This is a genomic window from Thalassiella azotivora (assembly GCF_054781695.1).
Window position 1 is genome coordinate 1 of sequence record NZ_BAAGTX010000024.1, and the last position, 23,334, is coordinate 23,334.

Consider the following 23,334-nt stretch of genomic DNA (forward strand, 5'->3'; position numbering starts at 1 on the left):
GGTGGTGAAGGTCCAGCTGGTGGTCTCCAGCGGGACGTCGGTGGTGGTGCGGATGGCGGTGGGACCGCCGGTGAGGGTGACCCGGTACTGGGTGCCCGAGGCCAGGACGCCGGGGCCGTCGCTGTAGGGGTTGATGGTCAGGCGGTTGATGGTCGGGTAGAAGGCGTAGGTGAACGGCACGCGCGCGCCGTCACTGGCCCGGACCAGCTGGATGCTGGTGGTGTCGAACCCGGTCATCGTCTCGGAGAACCCGACGAACACGTGCCCGTTGGGTGCGGTGCCGGTGGCGCCGTCACCTGAGCGTTCACGGCACGCACCGCGAAGGTGTACTGCGTGCCGTTGACGAGGTCCGTGACGTCCGCGTGCCGGGCCGACGCCGGGATGCCCCCGACCCTGCGCACGCCGCCGTTGCTGATGACCTGCACCTCGTACCCGGTGAGCTCGGAGCCCCCGACCTCGGTCGGAGCCGTCCACCGGACGCGCGCGCTCCTGTCGCCTGCGACCGGCTCACCGACCGACGGGGCGCCCGGCGTGAGGGAGACCGGGGTCACCGGCTCCGACAGCTGGGAGAACTCCCCGCCCCCGACGAGGTTGGTCGCCTGGACGCGGAACCGGTACTCCGTGCCGTTCGCCAGGCCGTTCACGACCAGGCTGGTCGTGCCGGCCGCCACGGGCCGCAGCGGGCCGACGCGGTTGCCGTCCAGGTCCTGCACCTCGACGGAGTAGCCCAGCAGGTCCAGGCCACCCGTCTCGGCGGGAGCGGTCCAGGTGACCGTCGCGCTGGTGTGGCCGGGGGTGACCTCACCGAGCGCTGGTGCCCCCGGCGCCGTGGCCAGCGACGAGACCGGGCCCGTCTCCAGCACGATCCGCTCAGCCGTGCCGCGGACGTCGGTGTACGTCAGGACCATCCGCAGCCGGCGGTCCTGCTGGTCGGCGGTGGGCGTGAACGTGCTGCCCGTCGCGCCGGGGAGGAGGGACCACGAGCTCCCGTTGCTCTGGAACCACTGGAACCGCAGGTCGACGACGAGGTCACCGTCGTCGTTGTGCGTCCCGTCGGGGTCGACCAGGGAGTCGACGCCGAACACGACGGCCTCGCCGACGGTCGGCGACGCCGGCGTCAGCTCGGGGTACGTCGGCGCGTCGTTGACGTTCTGCACCGGCAGGGTCTCGAGCGAGGTGATCGACTCGAGGTTGCCCGCGCCGTCGGTGAAGGTCGCGACGACCCGCAGCGTCCCGAGCTCGGCGTCGCCCGGCGTGAAGGCCATCGCCCCCGTGCCGCTGACCGAGTCGGTCCACTCGCCCTCGTCGTCCGACCACTGCCACGTGTAGGTCACGGTGCCGTAGTCGATGCCGTCGGGGTCCGTGAAGGACGGGTTGGCCGGGTCGAGGACGACGGAGATCTCCTGGTCCTCGACGGGGTTCATGGTGCTGAGCTCGATCGTGCCCGAGGCGGCGCCGGGGGTCGGCTGGCCCGTCGTCAGGTCGATCGTGACGTCGGCGAACCTGATCCGCTCGATGTTGCGCAGGATGTCCACGCCGGTGGCGAGGCCACCGGCGTCGCCGTCGGTGTAGGCGACCTTCCAGGTGCCGTCACCGTTGTCGGTGATGGTGTGCATGTCGCGGACGTCCTCGTAGACCGCGGTGTCGACGACCCCGTCGGCGCGGGGCGTGACGACCTCACGCACGATGTGGATGTCGCCGGGGTTGATGACCCCGTCGAACACCCGCGCCTGGAAGCCCTGCATCGTCTCCTGCCGCTCGACCGGGCCGCTCTCGGGGCGCCACTCGAGGTAGAAGTCCAGCGCGGCGTCGCCGTCGATGACGTCGTCACCGCCGCGGCCCTCGAGGATGTCGCTGCCGGCGCCGCCGAGCAGGATGTTGTTCGCGTTCTGCGTGTCGGCCGTCATGAAGGCCGTCGCGTAGCGCGGGACGTCGCCGCCGCCGAGCAGCTCGCGCAGACCCTTCACCCGGTCCAGGTGGGCCTGGGTGAGCTCGTGGCCGCCACGGGACGCGAGCGCCGGGTCGCCCGGGGCGCTGTTGCCACGCAGCACGTCGTTGCCGTTCCACCCGGACGCGCCCTCGACGTTCGAGAACCGCGACCGGCTGAGGATGACGTCCGGCGGCTGGAAGGCGGTGATGCCGAGGTCGACGTTGGCGGGCAACGAGTCGTGCTTGTGGGTCACCCAGTCGAAGCCCATCATCCCGATGTGCCGGTCGATGCCGTTGTTGTCCATGATGTCGTCGCCGCCCTCGGCGTCGTGGTCGTCCAGGCCGCTTCCGGCGATCAGGACGTCCGCGCCGCCGTTCGGGTCGTTCTGGAACGTCAGGGCGTTGTCGCCCTGCAGCAGGTCGAAGCCCAGACCGCCCTCGAGCCAGTCGTCGTCCTCGTTGCCGGTCAGCACGTCGTTCGCGTTGCCGCCCTTGACGAGGTCACGGCCACCGCCGGCGAACGACTGGGTGATGTCCTGCCCGTGCAGGACGAAGTCGTCGCCGAACCCGCCGAACAGCAGGTCGAGGCCTGACCCGGCGTTGATGGCGTCGTTGCCGTCGCCGCCGTGCATGACGTCCGCGCCGAACCGGTCCTGCAGGATGTCGTCGCCGTGACGGCCGACGAGGATGTCGTTGCCCTCCCAGCCCTCCAGCCGGTCGTCGCCGTCGTGACCCCAGATGGAGTCGTCGCCGACGCCGCCGTGGAGGCGGTCGTCCTGGGGGGTGCCGTGCATGTTGACGTGGTCCTCACCGTCGAACCGCACCCAGCCGTCGATCTCGGCCAGGTCGGGCGTGGCGGGGTCGCCGTCGTCCCAGGTGGAGCGGTCGGCCACGTCGAACGTGCGGGTCGGGTCGGCGAAGATGTCGTGGTGCAGCAGCGAGGCGTCGGTGTTGCGCATCGCCAGCTCCGAGAACGAGTTGCCCTCGAGCTGGTGGATGAGGTTGGTCCCCACGACGCGGAACAGGTAGTAGAAGCGGTCCCCGTTCTGCAGGGCCTCCATGTGGCCCTCGAAGACCGCGTTGAAGGTGCTGCCGAGCATGCCGCCGAAGTCCATCGGACGCTCGGCCAGACCGCCGACCCAGAAGTCCACCTGGGCCAGGCCGTCGTTCCCGGCCATGAAGGCCGGGTCCGCGTAGAGGGCCTGCGCCGCCGCCCGGCGCCCGTCGACGGTCGTCTCGGCGACCACGGTGGGGTGGGTGCTGTACGCCGCGATGAAGTTCACCACGGACGCGCGGTTCTTCAGCCCGAGCTCGAACTCCTTCCAGCTCGCGTACGGCTTCAGGGAGGAGTCCGCCGTCTGCTCGTAGAAGGTCGCCCGTATCTCCTGCAAGGTGGGCATGCCGGTGTCCCGGGCGCGGGCGATGTTGATCGCGGCCAGGTCGAGGCCGACGCCGAGGAGCTGGTTGCGCAGCGTGCTGTCGACGAACTCGTCGATCCCGTTGCCGGTCTGGCCGGCCATGCCCTGCAGCACGGACGCGGCGCCCTGGTCCGGCGTGAGCCGGCCGCCGTCGGTGAACTCCGAGGGGTTCAGGAAGGCGTCGAAGAGGGGCAGGCTCTCGGTGCCGAACCCGGAGCGGTCGACGTCCGTCGTGAGCATCGAGTGCCCGAACCGGTAGACGACGTGCGCGAACTCGGCCGTGACGGCCGGGTCGATGTCGCTGTGGTAGAGCGTCTCGTTGAGCGGGCCGGCGTCGATCTCCGGCTGGATCGTGCGCACGAACTCCTCGAACACGAGGTGCTGGTACTCCATCTCCGTCACGTAGCGGGCGGCCTGGAAGACGCGCTCGCCGTAGTCCCACGCGCGGTCGTCGGCGTGCCAGCGCTCGACGAACTCGGGGTCGGACGCCTGGATGGAGTCGAGCAGCTCGTCGACGTGGTCGGCGACCCGGTTGTGCTCCGAGTGGAAGATGTGGTGGACGGCGGTCAGGCCGATGTTCTCGTTGCCTCGGCCGTCGCCGTTGAGGTAGTGCGACTCGAGCAGCGTGACGTCGTGCGTGCCGTCGGCCTTCGGCTCGGCGCCGTGGGCGATGTCGTCGAGGAACGCCACGCCGGCGTCCAGCGCCGCCGTCGCGTCCGCGGGCGCGACGAGGTCGCCCTCGACGGGGCCGTCGGCGGTGACCAGCTGGGGGAGCCCGGAGTCGCCGGCGACGAAGCGCCCGTAGGGGTCCGTGACCAGCAGCGGCACGGACAGCACGTCCATGTCGTCCAGCTCGATCCCCAGGACCTCACGCGCCTGGGCCTTCACCTCGGCCCAGGTCGGGGCGCCGCCCTTCGCGCCGTCCAGCAGGTGCCCGGTCGGGACGGGGCGCCCGTGCTCGAGCACGTACTCGCGCAGGAACACCTGGTGGGACGGGTGGGAGGTGTACGTCTGGTTCTGGTCGATCCAGGGGGTGGTGCGGTTGACGTGCTCCTGCACGTCGTCCCCGGTGCCCAGCACGCCGTCCGCACCGGGGAGGTTCGTGGCGCGGGTCAGCGGGATGAAGTTGGTGCGGCTGCCCTCGACGTACAGCTCGTCGTCAGGCTGCACGGGGAGCAGGACCTGCCCGTTGCCGCCCTTGGACACCAGGTCCAGGCCGTGGTCGAAGAACTGGCCGAACAGCGTGAACCACCCGGTGAAGGGCGCGGAGAGGCCGACGTCGGGCGACTGGGCCGGGATGAACACCCGGTCGGGGGTGCCCGGCAGCTTGCGCGTCGGGTCGTAGTCGGGCGAGCTGCTGTACTCCTGCCAGCTGAACCCGTCCCCGTCGTGGTCGAAGGCGTAGGCCCCCTCGACCTGCTCCATCATCGCGACCGCGGCGGGGTTGCGGACGGTCTGGTCGACGACGAGGTTGCTGATCATCCGGGGGTCGTAGTCGACGACGTACCCGTTCTTCTGCGTGTACGACGTCTGCACCGGCCCGGCGGGGCCGTTGGGACCGTCGGGGTCGTAGGAGTCCGCGTCGCGGAACGTGGGCTCCGCCAGGCGCGGGAACACCTGCCCCGCTGCGCCGTAGGTCCTCCGCTCGTCCGTCTCGAGGTTGTTGAACGACCCGTCGACGGTGCGCAGGCCGTACGGCAGCTTCGGGTCGGGGACGCAGGTCCACGAGCGGTCCGTGGGGTCCTCGCACACGAGCGAGTAGCCGGTGTCGCCGGTGCGCAGCGCCTCGGCGTGCGCCTCGGAGATGTCGATCTGGTTGAGGATGTACTCGAGGTCGCCCTTGGTGAGGCGGAACTCGGGGTCCGTGTCGGTGGCGGCCGAGGCGGGTGCCACCGCGGAGCCCAGTCCGGTGGCGATGAGCGCGGTGGAGAGGACGGCCCCGAGACCCGTACGGACGAGGCGTCCGTACCTCCCCGGGGGTCTGGCGGATCGTTGACGGGTCACAGGGTTTCCTTCCGTGGTGCCTGGGTGCGGGCCCCCTGAACGCGCTCGCGCTCCGTGCGGGGACTGGTCGGAAGGATGTGGCGCCAGCCGGGGAGCCGTCCCCCTCCTCGTCGACGCAGAGTGAGGTTTCCCCCGAACGCGCCCGCTAACAGGGCGCTGACAACTACCGAGAGTGGCGTGACTGTCCGGAAAGCGTGCGTAGGCGCCGGGGCGTGACGGTGCGTGGCACGACATCGCGGCGCCCGGGGGACTGGCAGGATGGCGCCCGTGAACGCTGACCGCTGGCCGACGACGTCCGGCACCCTGATCACCGTCGCCCCCACCGGGGCGGAGACCGCCAAGGCCGACTGGCCCCAGCTCCCCACCACCCTGGAGGAGCTGGTCGCCCAGGCGAAGGAGTGCGAGGCGGCGGGCGCCGCCCTCGTCCACGTGCACGTCCGGGACGACGAGCACCGGCCGACGCTCGACCTCGGCCGCCTCAAGGCGACCGTGCAGGCGCTGCGCGAGGAGACCGACCTCGTCGTCCAGCTGTCCACGGGCGGCAGCGTCCACGACCCGCTGGAGTCCCGGCTGCGCGTCCTGGAGGCCGAGCCGGACTCCTGCTCCCTGACGTGCGGCACCGTGAACTTCGGGCCGGACGTGTTCCTCAACCCGTGGTCGCTCATGGTCGACCTGTACCGGCAGGCGCAGGAGCGCGAGGTCGTCCCCGAGTTCGAGCTGTTCGACCTCGGCCAGGTGTGGTCCCTGCGCCGGCTGCTCGACGAGTGCGGGCTGCCGTACGGGGGCACGGTCCACGTCGACTTCGTCACCGGCGTCCCCGGTGGCATGCCCGGCACGGCCGCCGCGCTCGTCGCCGGGGTGCAGGCCCTGCCCGCCGAGGTGACGTCCTGGTCGGCCACCGGCATCGGCCGGGCGCACCTGCCCGTGATGGCCGCGACCCTGGCCATGGGCGGCCACCTGCGGGTCGGGATGGAGGACAACCTGATGTACGGGCGCGGACGCCCCGTCACCGGCAACGCCGAGCTCGTGACCAGGGCCGCGCGTCTGGCCGAAGAGCTGCAACGACCGCCCCTGACCGCCGACGAGGCGCGTACCCTGCTCGGCACGAAGGACAGGCGGCAGGGGGCTGCCTCCGGCTGAGGGGTTGGGGCGATGACGGGATTCCTCGAGAGCGGCCGCCGGCGGGTCGACCGGCTCACCGACCCCCGTGCCACCGACGGCCTGGACGGCGCGGCCGACGCCGACGTCCTGGCGCTGCGGGACGACGCGGTGCAGGAGGAGGCCGACCTGTCCTACGTCCGCCGCCTCCTGCAAGGCCGGCTCGACCTGCTGCGGTTCGAGGTGTCCCGCCGCAGCGGAGCGGCCGGGGACGCCCCCGCGCTCGACGAGGTCCATGACGACGCGCAGCTCGTGAAGGTCCTCGCGCGGGTCCTCGCCGGGCGCCCCGGCGAGGGCGCCGCGGTGACGCGTGACGCCGGGACGCCCGGTGGTGAGTCGGAGCGGCGGCGCGCCGCCGAGTGCGCGGTCGCCGACCTGCGGCTCAGTGACCCATCCCACCTGGGCGACGACGAGCTCGCCGCGGCGGTCAGCCGCCTCGAGCGGCTCGAGCACGACGTGTCGGTCACCCGGCACCGCGTCCAGCAGGTCGCCGACGCGGCGGCGGCGGAGCTCGCCCGCCGTGTCGAGAGCGGGCGGGTCGACGCGGGCGCCGCCGACTCCGGGGCGGGGCAGCCGGGCGCCACGGTCTGAGACCGCGGACAGTTGCGCTTGCTGGCAGCAAGCACGCGGGACGGCCTGAGAGGCCCTGGGGATCGGGTGGTCCTCGACTCCCTGTGAGGAGCCTCACCGGGCGTGCGTGCGCCCTCTGCTTGCATTTGCTAGCGCCAGTTAGCACAGTGGAGTCGTGGCTGCACTGAAGGTGAGTGACCTGAAGGTCTCCGAGCTCGGCGCGTACCTGCGCGAGCAGCGGCAGAGCGCGAAGCTGTCGCTTCGGCAGCTGGCCGACGTCGCCGGGGTGTCGAACCCCTACCTGAGCCAGGTCGAGCGCGGGCTGCGCAAGCCGAGTGCCGAGGTGCTCCAGCAGATCGCCAAGGGCCTGCGGATCTCCGCCGAGGCGCTGTACGTCCGCGCCGGCATCCTCGAGGAGCGTGGGGACGTCGTCGAGGTCGAGGCCGTCCTGCTCGCCGACCCGCACCTGACGGACCGGCAGCGTCGCGTGCTCGTCGACCTCTACCAGACGTTCCGGGCGGAGAACGTGCGCGACGAGGACGTCACGCCGGACCCGCAGGTCACGGCCGCCGTGGCCGCGGCGGCTGCGGCGTCCACCCCGCAGCGGGCGACGCGGAAGCGCGCGGCGACCACGAAGGCGGCCGCGAAGAAGCCCCCGGCGACGCGATCCGCCTCGACGCAGGCCGCGAAGAAGGCCACCGCCACGAAGACCACCACCAAGAGGGCGGCCCCTAAGAAGGCCGCGAAGAAGACGACGGCGACGTCGTCCACGCGGGCGACGAGGGCGTCGTCCACCGCAGAGTCCACCCCCACGTCCCCTGACGCGCCGGCGACCCCGGCCGCCCAGGACCAGACCACCCGCACCGAGGCCTGAGGAGGCACCCCATGAGCGTCACCACCGAGCTGCGCAAGACCGCGACCGACACCGGCTACGCCGTCGTCGGCATCACCGACCTGGCCGTGGAGCAGATCCGCGAGGCGCAGGCCCGCGCCGCCGCCGTCCGCGCCGAGATCGAGCGGGTCCGCGTCGAGGCCGAGCTGAAGAAGCTGCAGGGCCGCGTCCAGACCCTCCCGGCGTCCGCCGTGTCCGCCGGCGTCGAGGCGGCCGGCAAGGCCGAGCAGGCATTCGACGGGCTCGCCGAGCGCGGTCGCACCCTCGTCTCCCGGATCGCCAACCAGAAGTCCACCAAGGACCTCCTGGCGCAGAGCCGCTCCACGATCAGCCGCGGCAAGGCCGCCGTCACCACGGTGCGCCGTGGCGCCGCGGACACCCGCACCGCCGCGAAGGCCACGGCGACGACGGCCGAGCGCGAGGTCGCCGAGACCGCGTCCGCCGTCCGCACCACCACCCGCACCAGGACGCAGGGCACCAAGTCCGCCGCGAAGCGGACCAGCACCACCGCCCGCAAGCGCGCCGCGTCGTCCAAGTCCGCCACCAAGGCGGCCGTGACCACCGCGAAGAAGACCGCGGAGACCGCAGCCAAGGCCACCGAGGCCGCGGCCGAGAAGGTCGGCGACTGAAGAGCCGCCACGCTCTTCTGAGCACGCTCCGAGCACCACGAAGGGCCCTCCCGCCACGCCGGCGGGAGGGCCCTTCGCCTGTTGCGGCCCGAGGTCCCCACCCCGCCGCACTGATCGTCAGACCGGTTCGGGGGTGATCACCCCCACGTACGTCTGACGATCAGTACCTACCTGGGGTCAGTCGGAGGGTGCGGCCTCGCGCAGGGCGCCGAGGACGTCGCGCGCCGCCTCGTCGAGGAAGCGCTGCTGCCCCTCGTCGCCGACCTGCACGAGGGCGACGTCCGTGAAGCCCGCCTCCCAGAAGGCGGACACCGACTCGACGATGCGGTCGACGTCCGGGCCGCACGCGATTGCCTCGGCGACGTCGTCCTCGCGGACGAACTGGGTGGCGCCGGAGAACCCCATCGGGGTCGGCAGGTCGGCGTTGACCTTCCAGCCGCCGGCGAACCAGCGGAACTGCTCGTGGGCCCGCTGGACGGCGGCCTTCTCCGACGGGTCCCAGCAGATCGGGACCTGCCCGATCACCCGGGACGGCGGTGCGTCGCCCGGGCGCGCGTCCGTCCAGCCGCGGACGAGGTCGGCCTGCGGCTCGACCGCGACGAGGTGGTCCGCCAGGGGGGCGAAGCGCTCCACCGACTGCTCCCCGGACACCGCGACGCCGATCGGCACCCCGTCGTCCGGCACGTCCCACAGCCGGGCGGAGGAGACCCGGTAGTACTCGCCGTCCAGGCTCGTCAGCTCGCCGGTGAGCAGGTGCCGGATGACGTGCAGGGCCTCCTCGAGCATGTCGTGGCGCACCTCGACGGTGGGCCAGCCCTCGCCGACGACGTGCTCGTTGAGGTTCTCGCCGCTGCCGAGGTTGAGCGTGAACCGGCCCTCGGACAGCAGGCCCAGGGTCGCGGCCTTCTGCGCCACCACAGCCGGGTGGTACCTCATGGTCGGGCAGGTCACGTAGGTCATCAGCTCGACCCGCTCGGTCACCTGGCTGACCGCGCCGAGGACCGACCAGGCGTACGGCGCGTGGCCCTGCTCGGTGAGCCACGGCGAGTAGTGGTCGCTGGAGACGAGCAGGTCGAAGCCCGCCCGCTCGGCGTCCGCGGCGTACCCGACCAGCTCGCGGGGCCCGCTCTGCTCGGTCATCAGCGTGTACCCGAAGCGCGTCATGCACCTCACCGTCGCACGGAGCCGGGCGCCCCGCGCGACGGCCGCAGAAAGTATCTGTAACCGGGGTTCCGTCATTCTGCTACTCGTGGGTAACGTGCGCGACCACCGCCTGGCCAGCGGTACCCGCGTCCGTGACCCGGACGTCTGAACCGGACCACCGGGGCTCCCGCCCCACCCCACCGCGAGCCCTGCGCTCAGCCCTCCGAGGAGGACCCGTGCACCACGCTCCTACCCGCCGCCCCACCCGTCCAGCCCGTCGCACCCGCCTGCGGCGGCTCGGTGCCGCCGCCGTCGCCGCAGCGGCCGTCGCCGGCACGACCCTGGCCACGGCGCCGGCCGCCCAGGCCGAGCCCGTGCACCTGGAGTGGAACCAGGTGACCGGCGAGACGATCCTCGTCAAGCCCGACCCCGACCTCGCCGTCCAGATCCCGACCTCCCGGTTCGTCGCGGACGTCGACCTGGCCACCGGGGAGCTGCAGGGCGAGCTGACCGTTCCCGACCTGACCGTGAAGACCCACATCCTCGGCTTCGTGCCGGTCACGGCCGTCGTCAAGCTCAAGTCGGTCGACGCCACCACGGGCACCGTCGACCTCGCCAACGACCGGATCACCTCCACCAGCCGCTTCGAGATGCAGGTCACCCGCGTCTCCCAGGACTGGATCCCGAGCCTGAACCTGGTGAAGTCGGGCTGCCGCACCGCGGAGGCCTCCGAGGCGACCCTGACGAACACCACGCCGATCGACATCTTCGGCGAGACCACCCTCAGCGGGCAGTTCGACGTCTCCGGCTTCACCGGCTGCGGCCTGCTGACGCCCGTGCTCACCCGGATGATGTCCGGGGCCGGCAACACCCTCACCATCACCCTGAAGTGACCTGCCGGACCCGGTGACGACCGGGTGCCGCCGCCGTGGGACGGGTCGACCCGCGGTGGCGGCACCCACCGGGTGGCGGGGCGACGACCGCGCCACCACTAGCCTCGGCCGCGTGAGCAGCGCCCCCAGCACCCCCGCCCCGCTCGCCCGCACCGCGCGGCCGCCAGCACCGGTCGCGCGGAGCAGCGAACCCGTCGCCGAGGTCGTCCGCGGCGACGTCGTCGAGTCCGTGCACCACGGCCACGTCGTCGCCCTCGGCGCCGACGGCGCACCGGTCGCCGGTCTCGGCGACCCCGGCGTCGAGGTGCTCGCCCGTTCCTCGCTGAAGCTCCTGCAGGCCGTGGCGATGCTGCGCCACGGCCTCGACCTCGACGGCCCGCTGCTGGCGCTCGCCTGCGCCAGCCACAGCGGCGAGCCGCACCACCTCGACGGCGTCCGGCGGATGCTCGCCGTCGCCGACCTCGACGAGGGCTCCCTGCAGAACACCCCGGACCACCCCCTGGACGACGTCGCCGGCCTGCAGTGGCGGTGCGCGGGCACCCCGCCGGCGTCGGTCGCGCAGAACTGCTCCGGCAAGCACGCGGCGATGGTCGTCACCTGCGCCGCCGCCGGCTGGGACCCGGCGACCTACCTCGACCCCGACCACCCGCTGCAGCGCGCGGTGCGGGCGACCGTGGAGGAGCTCACCGGCGACCCCGTCCGCCACACCACCGTCGACGGCTGCGGCGCGCCGCTGCTCTCCTGCTCGCTGGCCGGCCTGGCGCGCGCGTTCGCCCGGATCGCCACGGCCGCCGAGGGCACCCCCGAGCACCGGGTGGCCGCCGCCGTGCGGGCGCACCCCGAGATGGTCGGCGGCACCGGCCGGGACGTCACCGACCTCGTCGCGGGCGTCGACGGGCTGGTCGCCAAGGACGGCGCCGAGGGCGTGTACGCCGCGGCCCTGCCCGACGGCCGCGCCGTCGCCCTGAAGGTGCTGGACGGCGCGTCCCGGCCCCGCCCCGTCGTCCTCGTCGAGGCGCTGCGCCACCTCGGCGTGCAGGCCGACGTCCTCGACCGCGTCGGCCACGTGCCGGTGCTGGGGCACGGCCGGCCCGTCGGTGAGGTCCGCGCCGTCCCGCTGCGGGACCTCGCCGCGGCCGGGTCGCCCGCGTGAGGGCCGTCGTCCAGCGCGTCACCCGCGCGGCCGTCACGGTCGGCGGCGAGGTCGTCGGCGCGATCGACCGGCCCGGCCTGCTCGTGCTGCTCGGCGTCACGCACGACGACGGACCCGCCCAGGTCGAGCGGATCGCCCGCAAGGTCGCCGAGCTGCGCGTGCTGCGCGACGAGCGCAGCGCCGTGGACGCCGGTGCCCCGGTCCTCGTCGTCAGCCAGTTCACGCTGTACGCCGACACGCGCAAGGGACGGCGTCCCACCTGGAACCAGGCCGCCCCCGGCCCCGTGGCCGAGCCCCTCGTGGACGACGTGGTGACGGCGCTGCGCGGGCGCGGCCTGGAGGTGGCGACCGGGGCGTTCGGGGCCGACATGGCGGTCGAGCTGGTCAACGACGGGCCGGTGACCCTGCTGCTGGAGGCGTGAACCGTCCACCCGCGGCGCACGGCCCGGCACCGGGGACGCCTACCATCGTGGCGTGGACGTCTTCTCGCTCGCCACGGCGCAGGGCCTCGTGTTCTGGCTGCTCACCCTGGCCGCCTTCGTGATGCAGGTCTTCGCGCTCGTCGACGCGGCCCGCCACCCCGCCCAGGCGTACGCCGCGGCCGGCAAGCTCACGAAGCAGAAGTGGCTGATCATCCTCGGTGTCGCGACCGCCGTCGGCTTCGTGTCCCTGGGCAACGGCGGCCTGCTGTTCCTCGTCGTGATCGCGGTCGTCGCCGCCGCCGTGTACCTGACCGACGTCCGCCCGGCCCTGCGCGCGGTCGGCGGCCGGGGGTCGCGACCCGGCGGCTACGGCGGCTGGTGACGTGACCGGCGCCCCCGCGCAGCCGGCTCGGGTGGTCGTCGAGGCCGTCGAGGGGGACATCACCGTCCAGGCGGTCGACGCGGTCGTCAACGCCGCGAACTCCTCGCTGATGGGCGGCGGCGGCGTCGACGGGGCGATCCACGCCGCCGCGGGACCGGCCCTGCTCGAGGAGTGCGAGCGGCTGCGGCGCACCGCCTGGCCGCAGGGCCTGCCCACCGGGCAGGCCGCCGTGACCGGAGCCGGCCGGATGGCCGCCCGCTGGGTCGTGCACACGGTCGGCCCCGACGCCCGCCGCGGCCAGACCGACCCGGCGCTGCTCGCGTCCTGCTTCTCCACCTCGCTGCTCGTCGCGGCCGGTGCCGGCGCCCGCAGCGTCGCGTTCCCCGCGGTCAGCGCCGGGGTCTACGGGTGGGACGTGCGCGAGGTCGCCGACGTCGCCGTCCGCACCGTCCACGAGGTGCTGCACGGCCGGCCCGAGGACGTCGCAGCCGTCGAGCTGGTGCGGTTCGTGCTGTTCGGCCGCCGCGCCCACGAGGCCTTCCTGGACGCCCTGGACCGCCACCGGTCCTGAGGCCCGCGCACGGCCGGCGTCAGGACGGCGCGACGGCGTCCCAGGCGACGCCGACCTCGCCGAGCCGCCATCGCGACGGGCCGCCGAGCACCGGCCACCCCGCCGCGGCCACCGACCGGCACGTCGCGACCCAGCGCTGCCGGGCGCCGAACGACGCCAGCGGCGCGTGCCGCCGCCACGCGTCGTCCAGCGCCGCGAGCCAGGCGTGCACGCGCTCGCCGGGCACGTTGCGGTGGATCAGCGCCTTCGGCAGCCGCTCGGCGACGGACGACGGCGCGTCCAGCCCCGCGAGCCGCAGCGACACGGTCAGCGACGCGGGACCGTCCGCGGTCACCGCGACCCAGGCGGCGCGCCGTCCGACCTCGTCGCAGGTGGCGTCCACCAGCAACCCGCCGTCGGCGAGCCGCGCCGTCACCGTCGACCACGCCCCGCCCACCTGCGACGCGTCGTACTGCCGCAGGACGTTCGCCGCCCGGACCAGCGCCGGGCGGCGGCCCGCGACCGGTCCGCCCACCTCGAAACCGCCCAGGCCGAAGCACACCCCGGGCCGCTCCAGGGGCCGCGCCGCGTCCACGCGCGCCGGGTCGATCTCCAGACCCACCACCTCGACGTCGGCCCGCACGGCCCGCAGCCGCGCGTGCAGCTCCAGGGCGGTGACCGGGGAGGCGCCGTACCCCAGGTCGACGACGAGGGGGTCCGCGGCGCGGCGCAGCGCACCCGCGGCCGGACCGGCCAGCCAGCGGTCGACCCGGCGCAGCCGGTTCGCGTTCGTCGTGCCCCGGGTGACGGAGCCGACGGGACGCTGGACGGGCACCGGAGCATGGTGCCAGCAGCCGCGACGGGGGCCCGGCCCCGCGTGAGCCGGGCCACCTCGTGCTGCCGGCCCCCGGGGGCGCGGGTAGCGTCGCGGGAGTGCGTACAGCCCACCCGCCGGCCGTCCCGGACGGGGCGCCCACCATCCGCCGCGTGGCGATGCTGTCGGTGCACACCTCGCCGCTGGAGCAGCCCGGGACGGGGGACGCCGGCGGTCTGAACGTCTACGTCGTCGAGCTCGCCACCCGCCTCGCCCGCCGCGGCACCCAGGTCGAGGTGTTCACCCGCGCCACGTCGTCCGAGCACGACCCGGTCGTGCAACTGGCCCCCGGGGTGCTCGTCCGGCACGTGTCCGCCGGTCCGCTGGAGGGGCTCGCCAAGGAGGACCTGCCCGGCCAGCTGTGCGCGTTCGCCGCCGGCGTCATGCGCACCGAGGCCCGGCACGAGCCGAACTGGTACGACGTCGTCCACTCGCACTACTGGCTGTCCGGCCAGGTCGGCTGGCTCGCCGCGGACCGCTGGAACGTGCCCCTCGTGCACACGATGCACACCATGGCCAAGGTCAAGAACGAGCACCTCGCCGACGGCGACGTGCCCGAGCCGACCGGCCGGGTCATCGGCGAGGAGCAGGTCGTCGCCGCCGCCGACCGGCTCGTCGCCAACACCCCCGCGGAGGCCCGCGACCTCGTCACCCTCTACGACGCGCCGCCGGACGTCGTCGAGGTCGTGCCGCCGGGCGTCGACCTCGACGTGTTCTCCGACACCGGGGACGCCGGACGCCGGCGCGCCCGCGCCGCGCTCGGCCTGCCCGACGACGCGCACGTCGTCCTGTTCGCCGGCCGGATCCAGCCGCTCAAGGCCCCCGACGTGCTCGTGCGCGCCGTCGCCCACCTGCTGCGCACCACCCCGTCCCTGCGCTCGCGCCTCGTCGTCGCGGTCGTCGGCGGGCCGAGCGGCAGCGGGCTGCGGCACCCGACCGAGATCGCCGACCTGGCCCGCGGCCTCGGCCTGATGGGCGTGCCGGGCGTCCCGGACGTCGTCCGGCTGCACCCGCCGGTCGACCGGGCCCGGCTCGCCGAGTGGTACCGGGCCGCCGACGTGGTGACCGTCCCGTCGTACAACGAGTCCTTCGGACTGGTGGCGATCGAGGCGCAGGCCACCGGCACCCCGGTGGTGGCGGCGGACGTCGGGGGGCTGACCACCGCCGTGGCGCACGGCGAGTCCGGGCTGCTCGTGCCGACGCACGACCCGGCCGACTGGGCGGACGCCCTCGGCTCGCTCCTGGCCGACCCCGCGCGGCGCCACGCCCTGGCCCGCGGCGCCGCCCGGCACGCCGCCGGCTTCGGCTGGGACGCCACCGTGGAGCGCACCCTCGCCGTGTACGACGCGGCCCGCACCGAGCGGATCAGCCGCCTGCTGTCCCTGCCCGCCGACGCCTCGACGTCGACCCCCGCGCCGGCGCCCGCCGGCGACCTGCAGGTGGCCCCGTGAGCGACGCCGTGGACGGACCGGGCCCGCTGCGCGAGCGCGCGGAGCGCGCGCTGCTGGACTGGCTGGCCGACCTGGGCGAGGACGCCGGGGTCGGCGTCGAGCCGGGTGCCCGGCAGGGCGAGTACGTGCTGCAGCTGCCCGGGGAGCACAAGCTGCGCACCACGGTGTCGGTCATCGTGGGGGAGCGCTCGCTGTCGGTGTCGGCCTTCGTCATCCGCCACCCCGACGAGAACGAGGGCGCGTTCCACCGCTGGCTGCTGGAGCGCAACGCCCGGCTGCGGGGTGCCGCGTTCGCGCTCGACGGGGACGGCGACGTGTACCTCGTCGGGCGGGTCCCGCTCGAGGGCGTGACGCCGTCCACGGTCGACGCGCTGATGGGGGTGGTCGCGCGCACCGCCGACGAGAGCTTCGACGAGCTGCTCGTGCTCGGCTTCCTCGGCTCGATGCGCAAGGAGTGGCAGTGGCGCGTCTCGCGCGGCGAGTCCACCCGCAACCTCGAGGCGTTCCGGCACCTGCTGGAGCGGGACGGCGGGTCCTGACCCGCGTCAGTAGGGTGACGCCATGACCTACACCCTCGTGCTGCTGCGTCACGGTGAGAGCGACTGGAACGCCAAGAACCTCTTCACCGGCTGGGTCGACGTCCACCTGTCGGAGAAGGGCGTCGAGGAGGCCCGTCGCGGCGGCGAGCTGATGGCCGCCGAGGGTCTGCTGCCCGACGTCGTCCACACCTCGCTGCTGCGCCGCGCGATCGCGACCGCCAACATCTCCCTGGACGTCGCGGACCGGCACTGGATCCCGGTCAAGCGCTCCTGGCGCCTCAACGAGCGCCACTACGGCGCGCTGCAGGGCAAGAACAAGAAGCAGACCCTGGAGCAGTTCGGCGAGGAGCAGTTCATGACCTGGCGCCGGTCCTACGACGTGCCGCCGCCGGAGATCGACGAGGCCGACGAGTTCAGCCAGCACGGTGACCCGCGCTACGCCGACCTCGGCGCGGACATGCCGCGCACCGAGTGCCTCAAGGACGTCGTCGCGCGGATGCTGCCCTACTGGGAGAGCGACGTCGTCCCGGACCTGCGCGCCGGCAAGGTGGTCCTGCTGGCCGCGCACGGCAACTCGCTGCGCGCGCTGGTCAAGCACCTCGACCAGATCTCCGACGAGGAGATCCCGGGGCTCAACATCCCGACGGGCATCCCGCTGCTGTACGAGCTCGACGACGACCTGCGGCCGGTGACCGCGCGCGGTCGCTACCTCGACCCGGACGCCGCCGCCGAGGCCGCCGCGGCCGTCGCCAACCAGGGGCGCTGACCGCCCGCCCTCACCGCGTCGTCGCGGCCGCGTCGGGCAGGGTCCCGCAGGTGGCGTCCACGACCGCCTGGACCCGCTGCTGCGCCTGGGTGACGCGGGCGTCCGCGGCGTCCGCCGTGATGCGCTCCGTCTCGGTCAGCGCCTCCTGCACGGCGGTGCTCGACGGGCCGGCCACCTCGACGCCGGCCAGGCGCGGGCCGACCTCGGTCCACCAGCCGGCGACGACCGCCACGTCGTCGCGCAGGTCGGCGGGCGCCTCGTCGGTCACCGCGCCGCGCACCTGCTCCCAGTAGTCCGCGCCGTCGCGGGTGGCGACGAACAGGGTGACCGGGAACGCTCGCGGGTCCTCCCGGCCGAGGCCCAGCCGCTCCAGCTCGGCCCCGGTCGCCTGCTCCAGCTCGCCCTGCGCGACCGCGACCACGTCGCAGTCGAGCGGGCCCGGCTCCGGCGAGGGGGACGGCGCCGCGGGGTCGCCCGTCCCGGTGGCCGAGGCCGTGGGCGTGGGGGGCGGGGCGGCCGCCCCGTCGTCCGAGGTGCACGCCGTCAGGCCGGTCAGGGCCAGGGCGCCGAGTCCGGCGGCCAGTCCGGCCAGCACGCGTGAGGTCACGCGGACGACGCTACCGGCCGGCCGCCGGGGCCGGGTCGCTCAGTCGTCGTCGACCGCGCGGGAGCGGTCCGCGTCCAGCGGCCGCTCGGTGCCGCCCGTGACGAGGAACTCGACCCGCTCGGCGACGGACACCGCGTGGTCGCCGAAGCGCTCGTAGTACCGGCTCAGCAGGGTGAGGTCCACGGTGGTGGCCACGCCGACCTGCTCCCCGCGCTCGAGCAGCAGGCCGAACATGTCCCGGTGCAGCCGGTCGAGCTCGTCGTCGTCCCGCTCGAGCTCCGCGGCGACGTCCAGGTCGCGGGTGCGGATCACCTGACCGGCCTTGTGCGCGACGCGCTGGGCGATCTCGCCCATCTGCGCGAACGCGGGCTCCAGCGTCTCCGGGACGGCGTGGTGGGGGAAGCGGAGCCGGGCGATCTTGGCGACGTGGCGCGCCAGGTCACCCATCCGCTCCAGCGTCATGGACATGCGCATGCTCGACACGACCACCCGCAGGTCGGTGGCGACCGGCTGCTGGCGGGCGAGGATCGCGACGGCGCGCTCGTCGAGGTCGAGCTGCATCCGGTCGATCCGGGCGTCCTCCGCGATGACGCTCTCGGCCAGCGGCAGGTCCGCGGTGAGCAGCGCCTTCGTCGCGCTGGTCATCGCCTGGCCGACGAGGTCGGCCATCTCGACGAGCTGGTCGGCGAGCTGGTCGAGCTCGTGGTGGAAGACGTCGCGCATCGTGCTCCGGTCCTGTGCGGGCGCCCCTCCCGGCGGGGGCGCGTCGTGGCCACACCATCACAGTGCATCGTGAACGTCACGGCGACCCCAGGTGAACACCTGGCGACGGGTGCGTCGTGGCGGCCCCCGGCGTCCGGGACCACGTGTCGGGCGCCCCTACGCTGGCCGACGTGGAGGTGGACGTGCAGGTCGCGGCGACGACGGCGGCCGCGCTCGCGGTGCTCGTGGTCGTCACCGCCCTGCTGGCGTTCCGCTGGAGCGAGCGGCAGCAGTCCCGCGTCCCCGCCCCGCCGGAGCCCGAGCTGCCCCGCGGCGTCGGCGAGGTGCTCGCCGTCCTGCGCTCCGCCGCCGTCGTCCTGGACGTCGCCGACGCGGTCGTGCGCGCCAGCCCGGCCGCGTACGCGTTCGGTCTCGTCCGGGGGCGGGACGTCGTCCACGGCGCGCTGCTCGACCTGGCCCGCGACGTGCGGCGCGACGGCGAGATCCGGGAGCAGGAGCTGGAGCTGCCGCGGGGCCCGCTGGGGTCGGGGACGCTGTTCGTCCACGCCCGCGTCGCGCCGCTCGGGCCGCTGCACATCCTGCTGCTCGTCGAGGACCGCACCGAGGCGCGGCGGGTCGAGGAGGTCCGCCGCGACTTCGTGGTCAACGTCAGCCACGAGCTGAAGACGCCGGTGGGGGCGATCTCGCTGCTCAGCGAGGCGCTGCAGGACGCCGCGGACGACCCCGACGCCGTCCGCCGGTTCGCCGCGCGCATGCACCGGGAGTCCGAGCGGCTGGCCGAGCTGGTGCAGGACATCATCGACCTGTCGCGGCTGCAGGTCGCCCAGGGCCTGGAGCAGCCGGCCGCCGTGTCGGTGGACGACGTGGTCGCGGAGGCGGTCGACCGGTCCCGCACCGTGGCCACCGCCAGGGAGGTCACCGTCGTCGTCGGCTCCCCCAGTGGGGTGCAGGTGTACGGCGACCACGGGCTGCTCGTCACCGCGGTGCGCAACCTCGTCGACAACGCCGTCCGGTACAGCGACCGCGGCACCCGGGTCGGTGTCGGTGTCACCCGCGACGGCGGGCTCGTCGGGATCGCGGTGGCCGACCAGGGCATCGGCATCCCCCCGGAGGAGCAGGACCGCGTGTTCGAGCGGTTCTACCGCGTCGACCCGGCGCGCTCCCGCGAGACCGGCGGCACGGGGCTCGGGCTCAGCATCGTCAAGCACGTGGCGTCCAACCACGGCGGGGACGTGACGGTGTGGAGCCGCCCCGGGCAGGGCTCGACGTTCACGCTGCGGCTGCCCGTCGTGGCGACCGGGCCCCACGACCTCCCGGCGGACGACGCCGGGGACGCCGGGCGCCGTGACGGCGCCGGCGCACGACCCGGGCACGGTGCCCGGGGTGACGACCAGGCGCCGCCGGCGCCCGAACCGAGGAGCGTGCCGACGTGACCCGCATCCTGGTGGTGGAGGACGAGGAGTCCTTCAGCGACCCGCTGTCGTACCTGCTGCGCAAGGAGGGGTACGAGGTGACGGTGGCCGACACCGGGACCGCCGCCCTGGAGGAGTTCGACCGGCACGGCGCCGACCTGGTCCTGCTGGACCTGATGCTCCCCGGCACGCCGGGCACGGAGGTGTGCCGCCAGCTGCGGACCCGCAGCGCCGTCCCGGTGATCATGCTGACCGCGAAGGACAGCGAGATCGACAAGGTCGTGGGGCTCGAGCTGGGGGCCGACGACTACGTGACCAAGCCGTACTCCTCGCGGGAGCTGGTGGCGCGGGTGCGCGCCGTGCTGCGGCGCCGGTCGGAGCCCGAGGAGCTCGTGCCGTCCACGGTCGAGGCGGGTCCCGTCCGGATGGACGTCGAGCGGCACGTGGTGACCGTCGACGGGGCGGCGGTACCGCTGCCGCTCAAGGAGTTCGAGCTGCTGGAGATGCTGCTGCGCAACGCCGGCCGGGTACTCACCCGCGGACAGCTCATCGACCGGGTCTGGGGGTCGGACTACGTCGGTGACACCAAGACCCTCGACGTCCACGTCAAGCGGCTGCGGGCCAAGATCGAGCCGGACCCGTCCACCCCGCGGTACCTGGTGACGGTGCGGGGGCTGGGCTACAAGTTCGAGGCGTGACGCCGCGGACCGCCCGGCCCGGCCCGGCCCTGCCCGGCCCTGCCCGTCCGGGTCGGGCGGTCCGGGTCGGGCGGTCCGGGTCGGGCGGTCCGTCAGGGCGTCGTGGTCGCCGTGCTGGTCGGCGCCGGCGTCCCGCCCGTGGTGGGCTCGCTGGTCGGCTCCCCGGTCGGCGCGCTGGTCGCCCCCGCGGTGGGGGTCGGCTCGAGGGTCGGCTCGGGCGTCGGCAGGTAGTCGCCGAGCTCCTCGAGGGTGCCGTCCAGCACCGGGACGTCGAGCTCGTCGGCCGCGCCCGGGGTCGCGATCGCCAGCGTCACCAGCTCGCCGGGCCACACGTCGAGGGAGTCCACCCGCAGCGTCGTGTCCTGGTCCGGGCCGATCCTCGTCGTGCCGTAGGCGGGGACCTCCACGTCGCCGGCCAGGCCCCCGCCCTCGATCAGGACGGTGACGTCCTCCGGCCCGTCGTTGACCACGGTCGCGACGAGGGTCGCGGGCTCGCCGCGGCCCTCGGAGACGAGGATGGCGTTGCGCAGGCCCACGCCGTCCTGCAGGTCCAGCTGCGAGCCGTCGCTGGGCGTGTACTGCAGCTGCGTCGTCTGCTGGCTGGTCAGCGAGCACCCGGAGAGCCCCAGCGCCACGAGGGCCGCGGCGGCCAGGGTCACCGGACGGGCGATGCGGTTCACTGCGACTCCTCGGGGACGTCCGCTCGAGGCGGCGGGCGCGGGGACCCCGGACGGGTCCTGCCATGTCGCGCCACACCCTATCGCCGGGTCGCCCGCGGCCCTGGTCGAGGTGGCGCGGAGCACGCAGTCACGACGTCTGTCAAGTCCGCTCGACGGGCGAATGTGCCCCTGACCAGGGCAAACGTCGTGACGACCCTCACGTCCGCCGCCGAGCGCGTGTTAGAGTGGAGGTCGCGAAAGGGGATAAGAGCACATGGCTTTCAAGGTCGGCGAGACGGTCGTGTACCCGCACCACGGTGCGGCACTGATCGAGGAGATCAAGAAGCGGACCATCAAGGGTGAGGAGAAGCTCTACCTCAAGCTGAAGGTCGCCCAGGGCGACCTGACCATCGAGGTACCGGCCGAGAACTGCGACCTCGTCGGGGTCCGGGACGTCGTGGGGGCCGAGGGCCTGGAGCGGGTCTTCGAGGTGCTGCGCGCCCCGTACACGGAGGAGCCGACCAACTGGTCGCGCCGGTACAAGGCCAACCTGGAGAAGCTCGCCTCCGGTGACGTCATCAAGGTCGCCGAGGTCGTCCGCGACCTGTGGCGCCGGGACCAGGACCGCGGGCTGTCCGCGGGCGAGAAGCGGATGCTGGCCAAGGCCCGCCAGATCCTCGTCTCCGAGCTGGCCCTGGCGGAGAAGACCGAGGAGGAGAAGGCCGAGGCCATCCTCGACGAGGTCCTCGCGAGCTGAGCACGACCGGCACGGTCGGCTGCGTCGTCGTCGCGGCCGGCAGCGGCACCCGCCTCGCGGCGGGGGTGCCGAAGGCGTTCGTCACCGTCGGCGGCCGCACCCTCCTCGAGCACGCGCTCGAGCGGGTGCTGGCCGCCGACGTCGTGTCCGAGGTCGTGCTGGTCGTGCCGGCCGACGCCGTGGGCGACGCGCTCGTCCGTCGGCTGGCCGACGCCGCCCCGCCCGCGGTGCGGGTGAGCGCGGTCGCCGGCGGTGGCAGCCGTCAGGCCTCGGTGGCGCGCGGGCTGGCCGCCCTGGCCCCGGGCGTCGGAACCGTCCTGGTGCACGACGCGGCGCGATGCCTCACCCCGGCGTCGACGGTGCGCGCGGTGGCCCGCGCCGTCCGGGCCGGGCACGTGGCCGTCGTCCCGGTGGTGCCGGTGACCGACACCGTGCGGGACGTGAGCGGCGCCGTGGTCGACCGGGCGCGCCTGCGCGCGGTGCAGACGCCGCAGGGCTTCGAGCGCTCGACGTTGGAGCGGGCGCACGCCGCGGCCGCCGCGCACGCCGACGACGAGACGCTGGCGGCGACGGACGACGCGGGGCTGGTCGAGCGCACCGGGCACCCGGTCCACCTGGTCGACGGCTCGGCGCAGGCGTTCAAGGTCACCACCGCCACGGACCTGCTCCTCGCCGAGGCGCTCGTCGCGCAGCAGCACGCCCCCGGCCGGACGCAGGTCACCGGGGCCGCTACCGTCCCGACGAGCCGGACGACGGACGAGACGACCGACGGGCCGACGGACGGGACGACGAACAGGACGACGAACAGGACGACGAGCGAGGGAGCCGGACCGTGACCCACCCGCCCCTGCCCCGCACGGGGGTGGGCGTCGACGTCCACGCCGTCGACGAGACGGGGACCCGTGAGCTGTGGGTCGCCGGCCTGCACTGGCCGGGCGAGCGCGGGCTCGCGGGGCACTCCGACGCCGACGTCGTCGCCCACGCCGCGTGCGACGCGCTCTTCTCGGCGGCGGGCATCGGGGACCTCGGCGCCCACTTCGGCACGTCGGAGCCCCAGTGGGCCGGTGCGTCGGGGGTGGCGCTGCTGGCCGAGGCCGCGCGTCGCGTCCGCGACGCCGGGTACGAGATCGGCAACGTCGCCGTCCAGGTGGTCGGCAACCGACCCAAGGTGGGTACCCGCCGGCAGGAGGCGCAGCAGGCGCTGTCGGCCGCCTGCGGCGCCCCCGTGTCGGTCTCGGGGACCACGACCGACGGGCTGGGGCTCACCGGTCGCGGGGAGGGCGTCGCGGCGGTCGCCACGGCCCTCGTCGTGCCCGGCGCCGCGTGGTCCGACAGGGTGGACCCGTGAACGCCGAGGTGCGGGTGGTCGTCGACGCCGACAGCGACGTCGCCCCCTACGAGCAGGTGCGCCGCCAGGTGCGCGAGCACGTCGACAGCGGCCGGCTCGCCCCCGGGGACCGCCTGCCGCCCGTGCGGGTGCTGGCCGCCGAGATCGGGATCGCCGCCAACACCGTCGCCCGCGCCTACACCGAGCTCGAGCGCGACGGGCTGCTCGTCGGCCGCGGCCGGGCGGGCACGTTCGTCGCCGACGACGACGGCCGCGCCGCCCGACGGGCCGCACGCGAGTTCGTCACCCGCGTGCGGACCCTCGGCGTCGGTGAGGACGAGGCCGTGGCGCTCGTCCGTTCGGCGTACGGGGCGTAGG

Annotated in this window: 25 protein-coding genes; 18 read left to right on the forward strand and 7 right to left on the reverse strand. The window is 74.3% G+C overall.

Going from position 1 to position 23,334, the window contains the following annotated elements; all coding sequences use genetic code 11:
- Positions 1-261: Ig-like domain-containing protein (locus tag ACYVQV_RS15660; protein ID WP_461024248.1), on the reverse strand; the 261-nt coding region annotated here is incomplete at its 3' end.
- A complete protein-coding gene (locus ACYVQV_RS15665) occupies positions 234-5,240 on the reverse strand; it encodes a peroxidase family protein (RefSeq protein WP_461024249.1) in 5,007 nt (1,668 codons plus the stop codon). The genes ACYVQV_RS15665 and ACYVQV_RS15660, both read right to left, overlap by 28 nt.
- Positions 5,241-5,618: 378 nt before the next feature.
- On the opposite strand from ACYVQV_RS15665, the gene ACYVQV_RS15670 reads away from it, so the two are divergent.
- From ACYVQV_RS15670 to ACYVQV_RS15685, 4 genes are all read left to right on the forward strand, one after another.
- Positions 5,619-6,491, forward strand: a complete 873-nt coding sequence (locus ACYVQV_RS15670; RefSeq protein ID WP_461024250.1) for a beta-keto acid cleavage family enzyme — start codon at positions 5,619-5,621, stop codon at positions 6,489-6,491.
- A 12-nt stretch (positions 6,492-6,503) separates the two neighbouring features.
- On the forward strand, positions 6,504-7,100 hold the full coding sequence (locus ACYVQV_RS15675; protein WP_461024251.1) for an RsiG family protein: 597 nt from the start codon (positions 6,504-6,506) through the stop codon (positions 7,098-7,100).
- Between the two features lie 154 nt (positions 7,101-7,254).
- Positions 7,255-7,953 carry a helix-turn-helix domain-containing protein gene (locus ACYVQV_RS15680; RefSeq protein WP_461024252.1) on the forward strand — a complete coding sequence of 233 codons (699 nt, stop codon included), beginning with the start codon at positions 7,255-7,257 and terminating at the stop codon, positions 7,951-7,953.
- 11 nt (positions 7,954-7,964) lie between these two features.
- Positions 7,965-8,600 (forward strand): hypothetical protein, encoded by a 636-nt coding sequence (locus ACYVQV_RS15685; RefSeq protein WP_461024253.1) that lies wholly within the window; start codon positions 7,965-7,967, stop codon positions 8,598-8,600.
- Positions 8,601-8,777: 177 nt separating this feature from the next.
- Here ACYVQV_RS15685 and ACYVQV_RS15690 read toward each other — a convergent pair whose 3' ends face one another.
- Positions 8,778-9,764 (reverse strand): LLM class F420-dependent oxidoreductase, encoded by a 987-nt coding sequence (locus ACYVQV_RS15690; RefSeq protein ID WP_461024254.1) that lies wholly within the window; start codon positions 9,762-9,764, stop codon positions 8,778-8,780.
- 215 nt (positions 9,765-9,979) lie between these two features.
- Between ACYVQV_RS15690 and ACYVQV_RS15695 the strand changes: the two genes are divergently transcribed.
- The 5 genes from ACYVQV_RS15695 (at position 9,980) to ACYVQV_RS15715 (ending at position 13,164) form a co-directional block, all read left to right on the forward strand.
- Positions 9,980-10,636 carry a hypothetical protein gene (locus tag ACYVQV_RS15695; RefSeq protein ID WP_461024255.1) on the forward strand — a complete coding sequence of 219 codons (657 nt, stop codon included), beginning with the start codon at positions 9,980-9,982 and terminating at the stop codon, positions 10,634-10,636.
- Positions 10,637-10,748: 112 nt separating this feature from the next.
- Entirely contained in the window at positions 10,749-11,789 is a 1,041-nt protein-coding gene (locus ACYVQV_RS15700; protein WP_461024256.1) for an asparaginase, read from the forward strand.
- The gene (gene dtd / locus ACYVQV_RS15705) at positions 11,786-12,211 is read left to right on the forward strand and encodes a D-aminoacyl-tRNA deacylase (protein ID WP_461024257.1); all 426 of its coding nucleotides are present in this window, start codon (positions 11,786-11,788) and stop codon (positions 12,209-12,211) included. Before ACYVQV_RS15700 ends, dtd begins: the two co-directional genes overlap by 4 nt.
- A 52-nt stretch (positions 12,212-12,263) precedes the next feature.
- The gene (locus ACYVQV_RS15710) at positions 12,264-12,593 is read left to right on the forward strand and encodes a DUF2516 family protein (RefSeq protein ID WP_461024258.1); all 330 of its coding nucleotides are present in this window, start codon (positions 12,264-12,266) and stop codon (positions 12,591-12,593) included.
- Between the two features lies 1 nt (position 12,594).
- Entirely contained in the window at positions 12,595-13,164 is a 570-nt protein-coding gene (locus ACYVQV_RS15715) for an O-acetyl-ADP-ribose deacetylase (RefSeq protein WP_461024259.1), read from the forward strand.
- Between the two features lie 19 nt (positions 13,165-13,183).
- Here the strand turns inward: ACYVQV_RS15715 and ACYVQV_RS15720 are convergent, their stop codons facing one another.
- Positions 13,184-13,978: a class I SAM-dependent methyltransferase gene (locus tag ACYVQV_RS15720; RefSeq protein WP_461024260.1), complete on the reverse strand. Its 795-nt coding sequence runs from the start codon at positions 13,976-13,978 to the stop codon at positions 13,184-13,186.
- 158 nt (positions 13,979-14,136) lie between these two features.
- On the opposite strand from ACYVQV_RS15720, the gene mshA reads away from it, so the two are divergent.
- The 3 genes from mshA (at position 14,137) to ACYVQV_RS15735 (ending at position 16,773) form a co-directional block, all read left to right on the forward strand.
- A complete protein-coding gene (mshA, locus tag ACYVQV_RS15725) occupies positions 14,137-15,468 on the forward strand; it encodes a D-inositol-3-phosphate glycosyltransferase (RefSeq protein WP_461024299.1) in 1,332 nt (443 codons plus the stop codon).
- A gap of 62 nt (positions 15,469-15,530) precedes the next feature.
- Complete coding sequence (locus ACYVQV_RS15730; protein WP_461024300.1) at positions 15,531-16,007, forward strand: YbjN domain-containing protein; 477 nt, start codon at positions 15,531-15,533, stop codon at positions 16,005-16,007.
- Between the two features lie 22 nt (positions 16,008-16,029).
- Positions 16,030-16,773: a phosphoglyceromutase gene (locus ACYVQV_RS15735; protein ID WP_461024261.1), complete on the forward strand. Its 744-nt coding sequence runs from the start codon at positions 16,030-16,032 to the stop codon at positions 16,771-16,773.
- Positions 16,774-16,783: 10 nt separating this feature from the next.
- On the opposite strand, the gene ACYVQV_RS15740 is transcribed toward ACYVQV_RS15735, so the two are convergent.
- Positions 16,784-17,380, reverse strand: coding sequence for a hypothetical protein (locus ACYVQV_RS15740; protein ID WP_461024262.1), 597 nt, complete (start codon positions 17,378-17,380; stop codon positions 16,784-16,786).
- A gap of 39 nt (positions 17,381-17,419) precedes the next feature.
- A complete protein-coding gene (gene phoU, locus ACYVQV_RS15745) occupies positions 17,420-18,103 on the reverse strand; it encodes a phosphate signaling complex protein PhoU (protein ID WP_461024263.1) in 684 nt (227 codons plus the stop codon).
- Positions 18,104-18,279: 176 nt separating this feature from the next.
- On the opposite strand from phoU, the gene ACYVQV_RS15750 reads away from it, so the two are divergent.
- Both ACYVQV_RS15750 and ACYVQV_RS15755 read left to right on the forward strand, forming a co-directional pair.
- Positions 18,280-19,536, forward strand: coding sequence for a sensor histidine kinase (locus ACYVQV_RS15750; protein WP_461024301.1), 1,257 nt, complete (start codon positions 18,280-18,282; stop codon positions 19,534-19,536).
- Positions 19,533-20,213, forward strand: coding sequence for a response regulator (locus ACYVQV_RS15755; RefSeq protein ID WP_461024264.1), 681 nt, complete (start codon positions 19,533-19,535; stop codon positions 20,211-20,213). The genes ACYVQV_RS15750 and ACYVQV_RS15755 overlap by 4 nt, the downstream gene beginning before the upstream one ends.
- Positions 20,214-20,305: 92 nt before the next feature.
- Here the strand turns inward: ACYVQV_RS15755 and ACYVQV_RS15760 are convergent, their stop codons facing one another.
- Positions 20,306-20,893 (reverse strand): hypothetical protein, encoded by a 588-nt coding sequence (locus ACYVQV_RS15760; RefSeq protein ID WP_461024265.1) that lies wholly within the window; start codon positions 20,891-20,893, stop codon positions 20,306-20,308.
- A gap of 253 nt (positions 20,894-21,146) precedes the next feature.
- Here ACYVQV_RS15760 and ACYVQV_RS15765 point away from each other — a divergent pair, with 253 nt between their 5' ends.
- The 4 genes from ACYVQV_RS15765 to ACYVQV_RS15780 all read left to right on the forward strand — a co-directional run bounded on the left by ACYVQV_RS15765 (position 21,147) and on the right by ACYVQV_RS15780 (position 23,333).
- The gene (locus tag ACYVQV_RS15765) at positions 21,147-21,629 is read left to right on the forward strand and encodes a CarD family transcriptional regulator (RefSeq protein ID WP_461024266.1); all 483 of its coding nucleotides are present in this window, start codon (positions 21,147-21,149) and stop codon (positions 21,627-21,629) included.
- Positions 21,630-21,694: 65 nt separating this feature from the next.
- A complete protein-coding gene (locus ACYVQV_RS15770; protein ID WP_461024267.1) occupies positions 21,695-22,465 on the forward strand; it encodes an IspD/TarI family cytidylyltransferase in 771 nt (256 codons plus the stop codon).
- Positions 22,462-22,977, forward strand: coding sequence for a 2-C-methyl-D-erythritol 2,4-cyclodiphosphate synthase (gene ispF / locus ACYVQV_RS15775; RefSeq protein WP_461024268.1), 516 nt, complete (start codon positions 22,462-22,464; stop codon positions 22,975-22,977). The genes ACYVQV_RS15770 and ispF overlap by 4 nt, the downstream gene beginning before the upstream one ends.
- A complete protein-coding gene (locus ACYVQV_RS15780; protein ID WP_461024269.1) occupies positions 22,974-23,333 on the forward strand; it encodes a GntR family transcriptional regulator in 360 nt (119 codons plus the stop codon). Before ispF ends, ACYVQV_RS15780 begins: the two co-directional genes overlap by 4 nt.
- Position 23,334 lies beyond the last annotated feature (1 nt).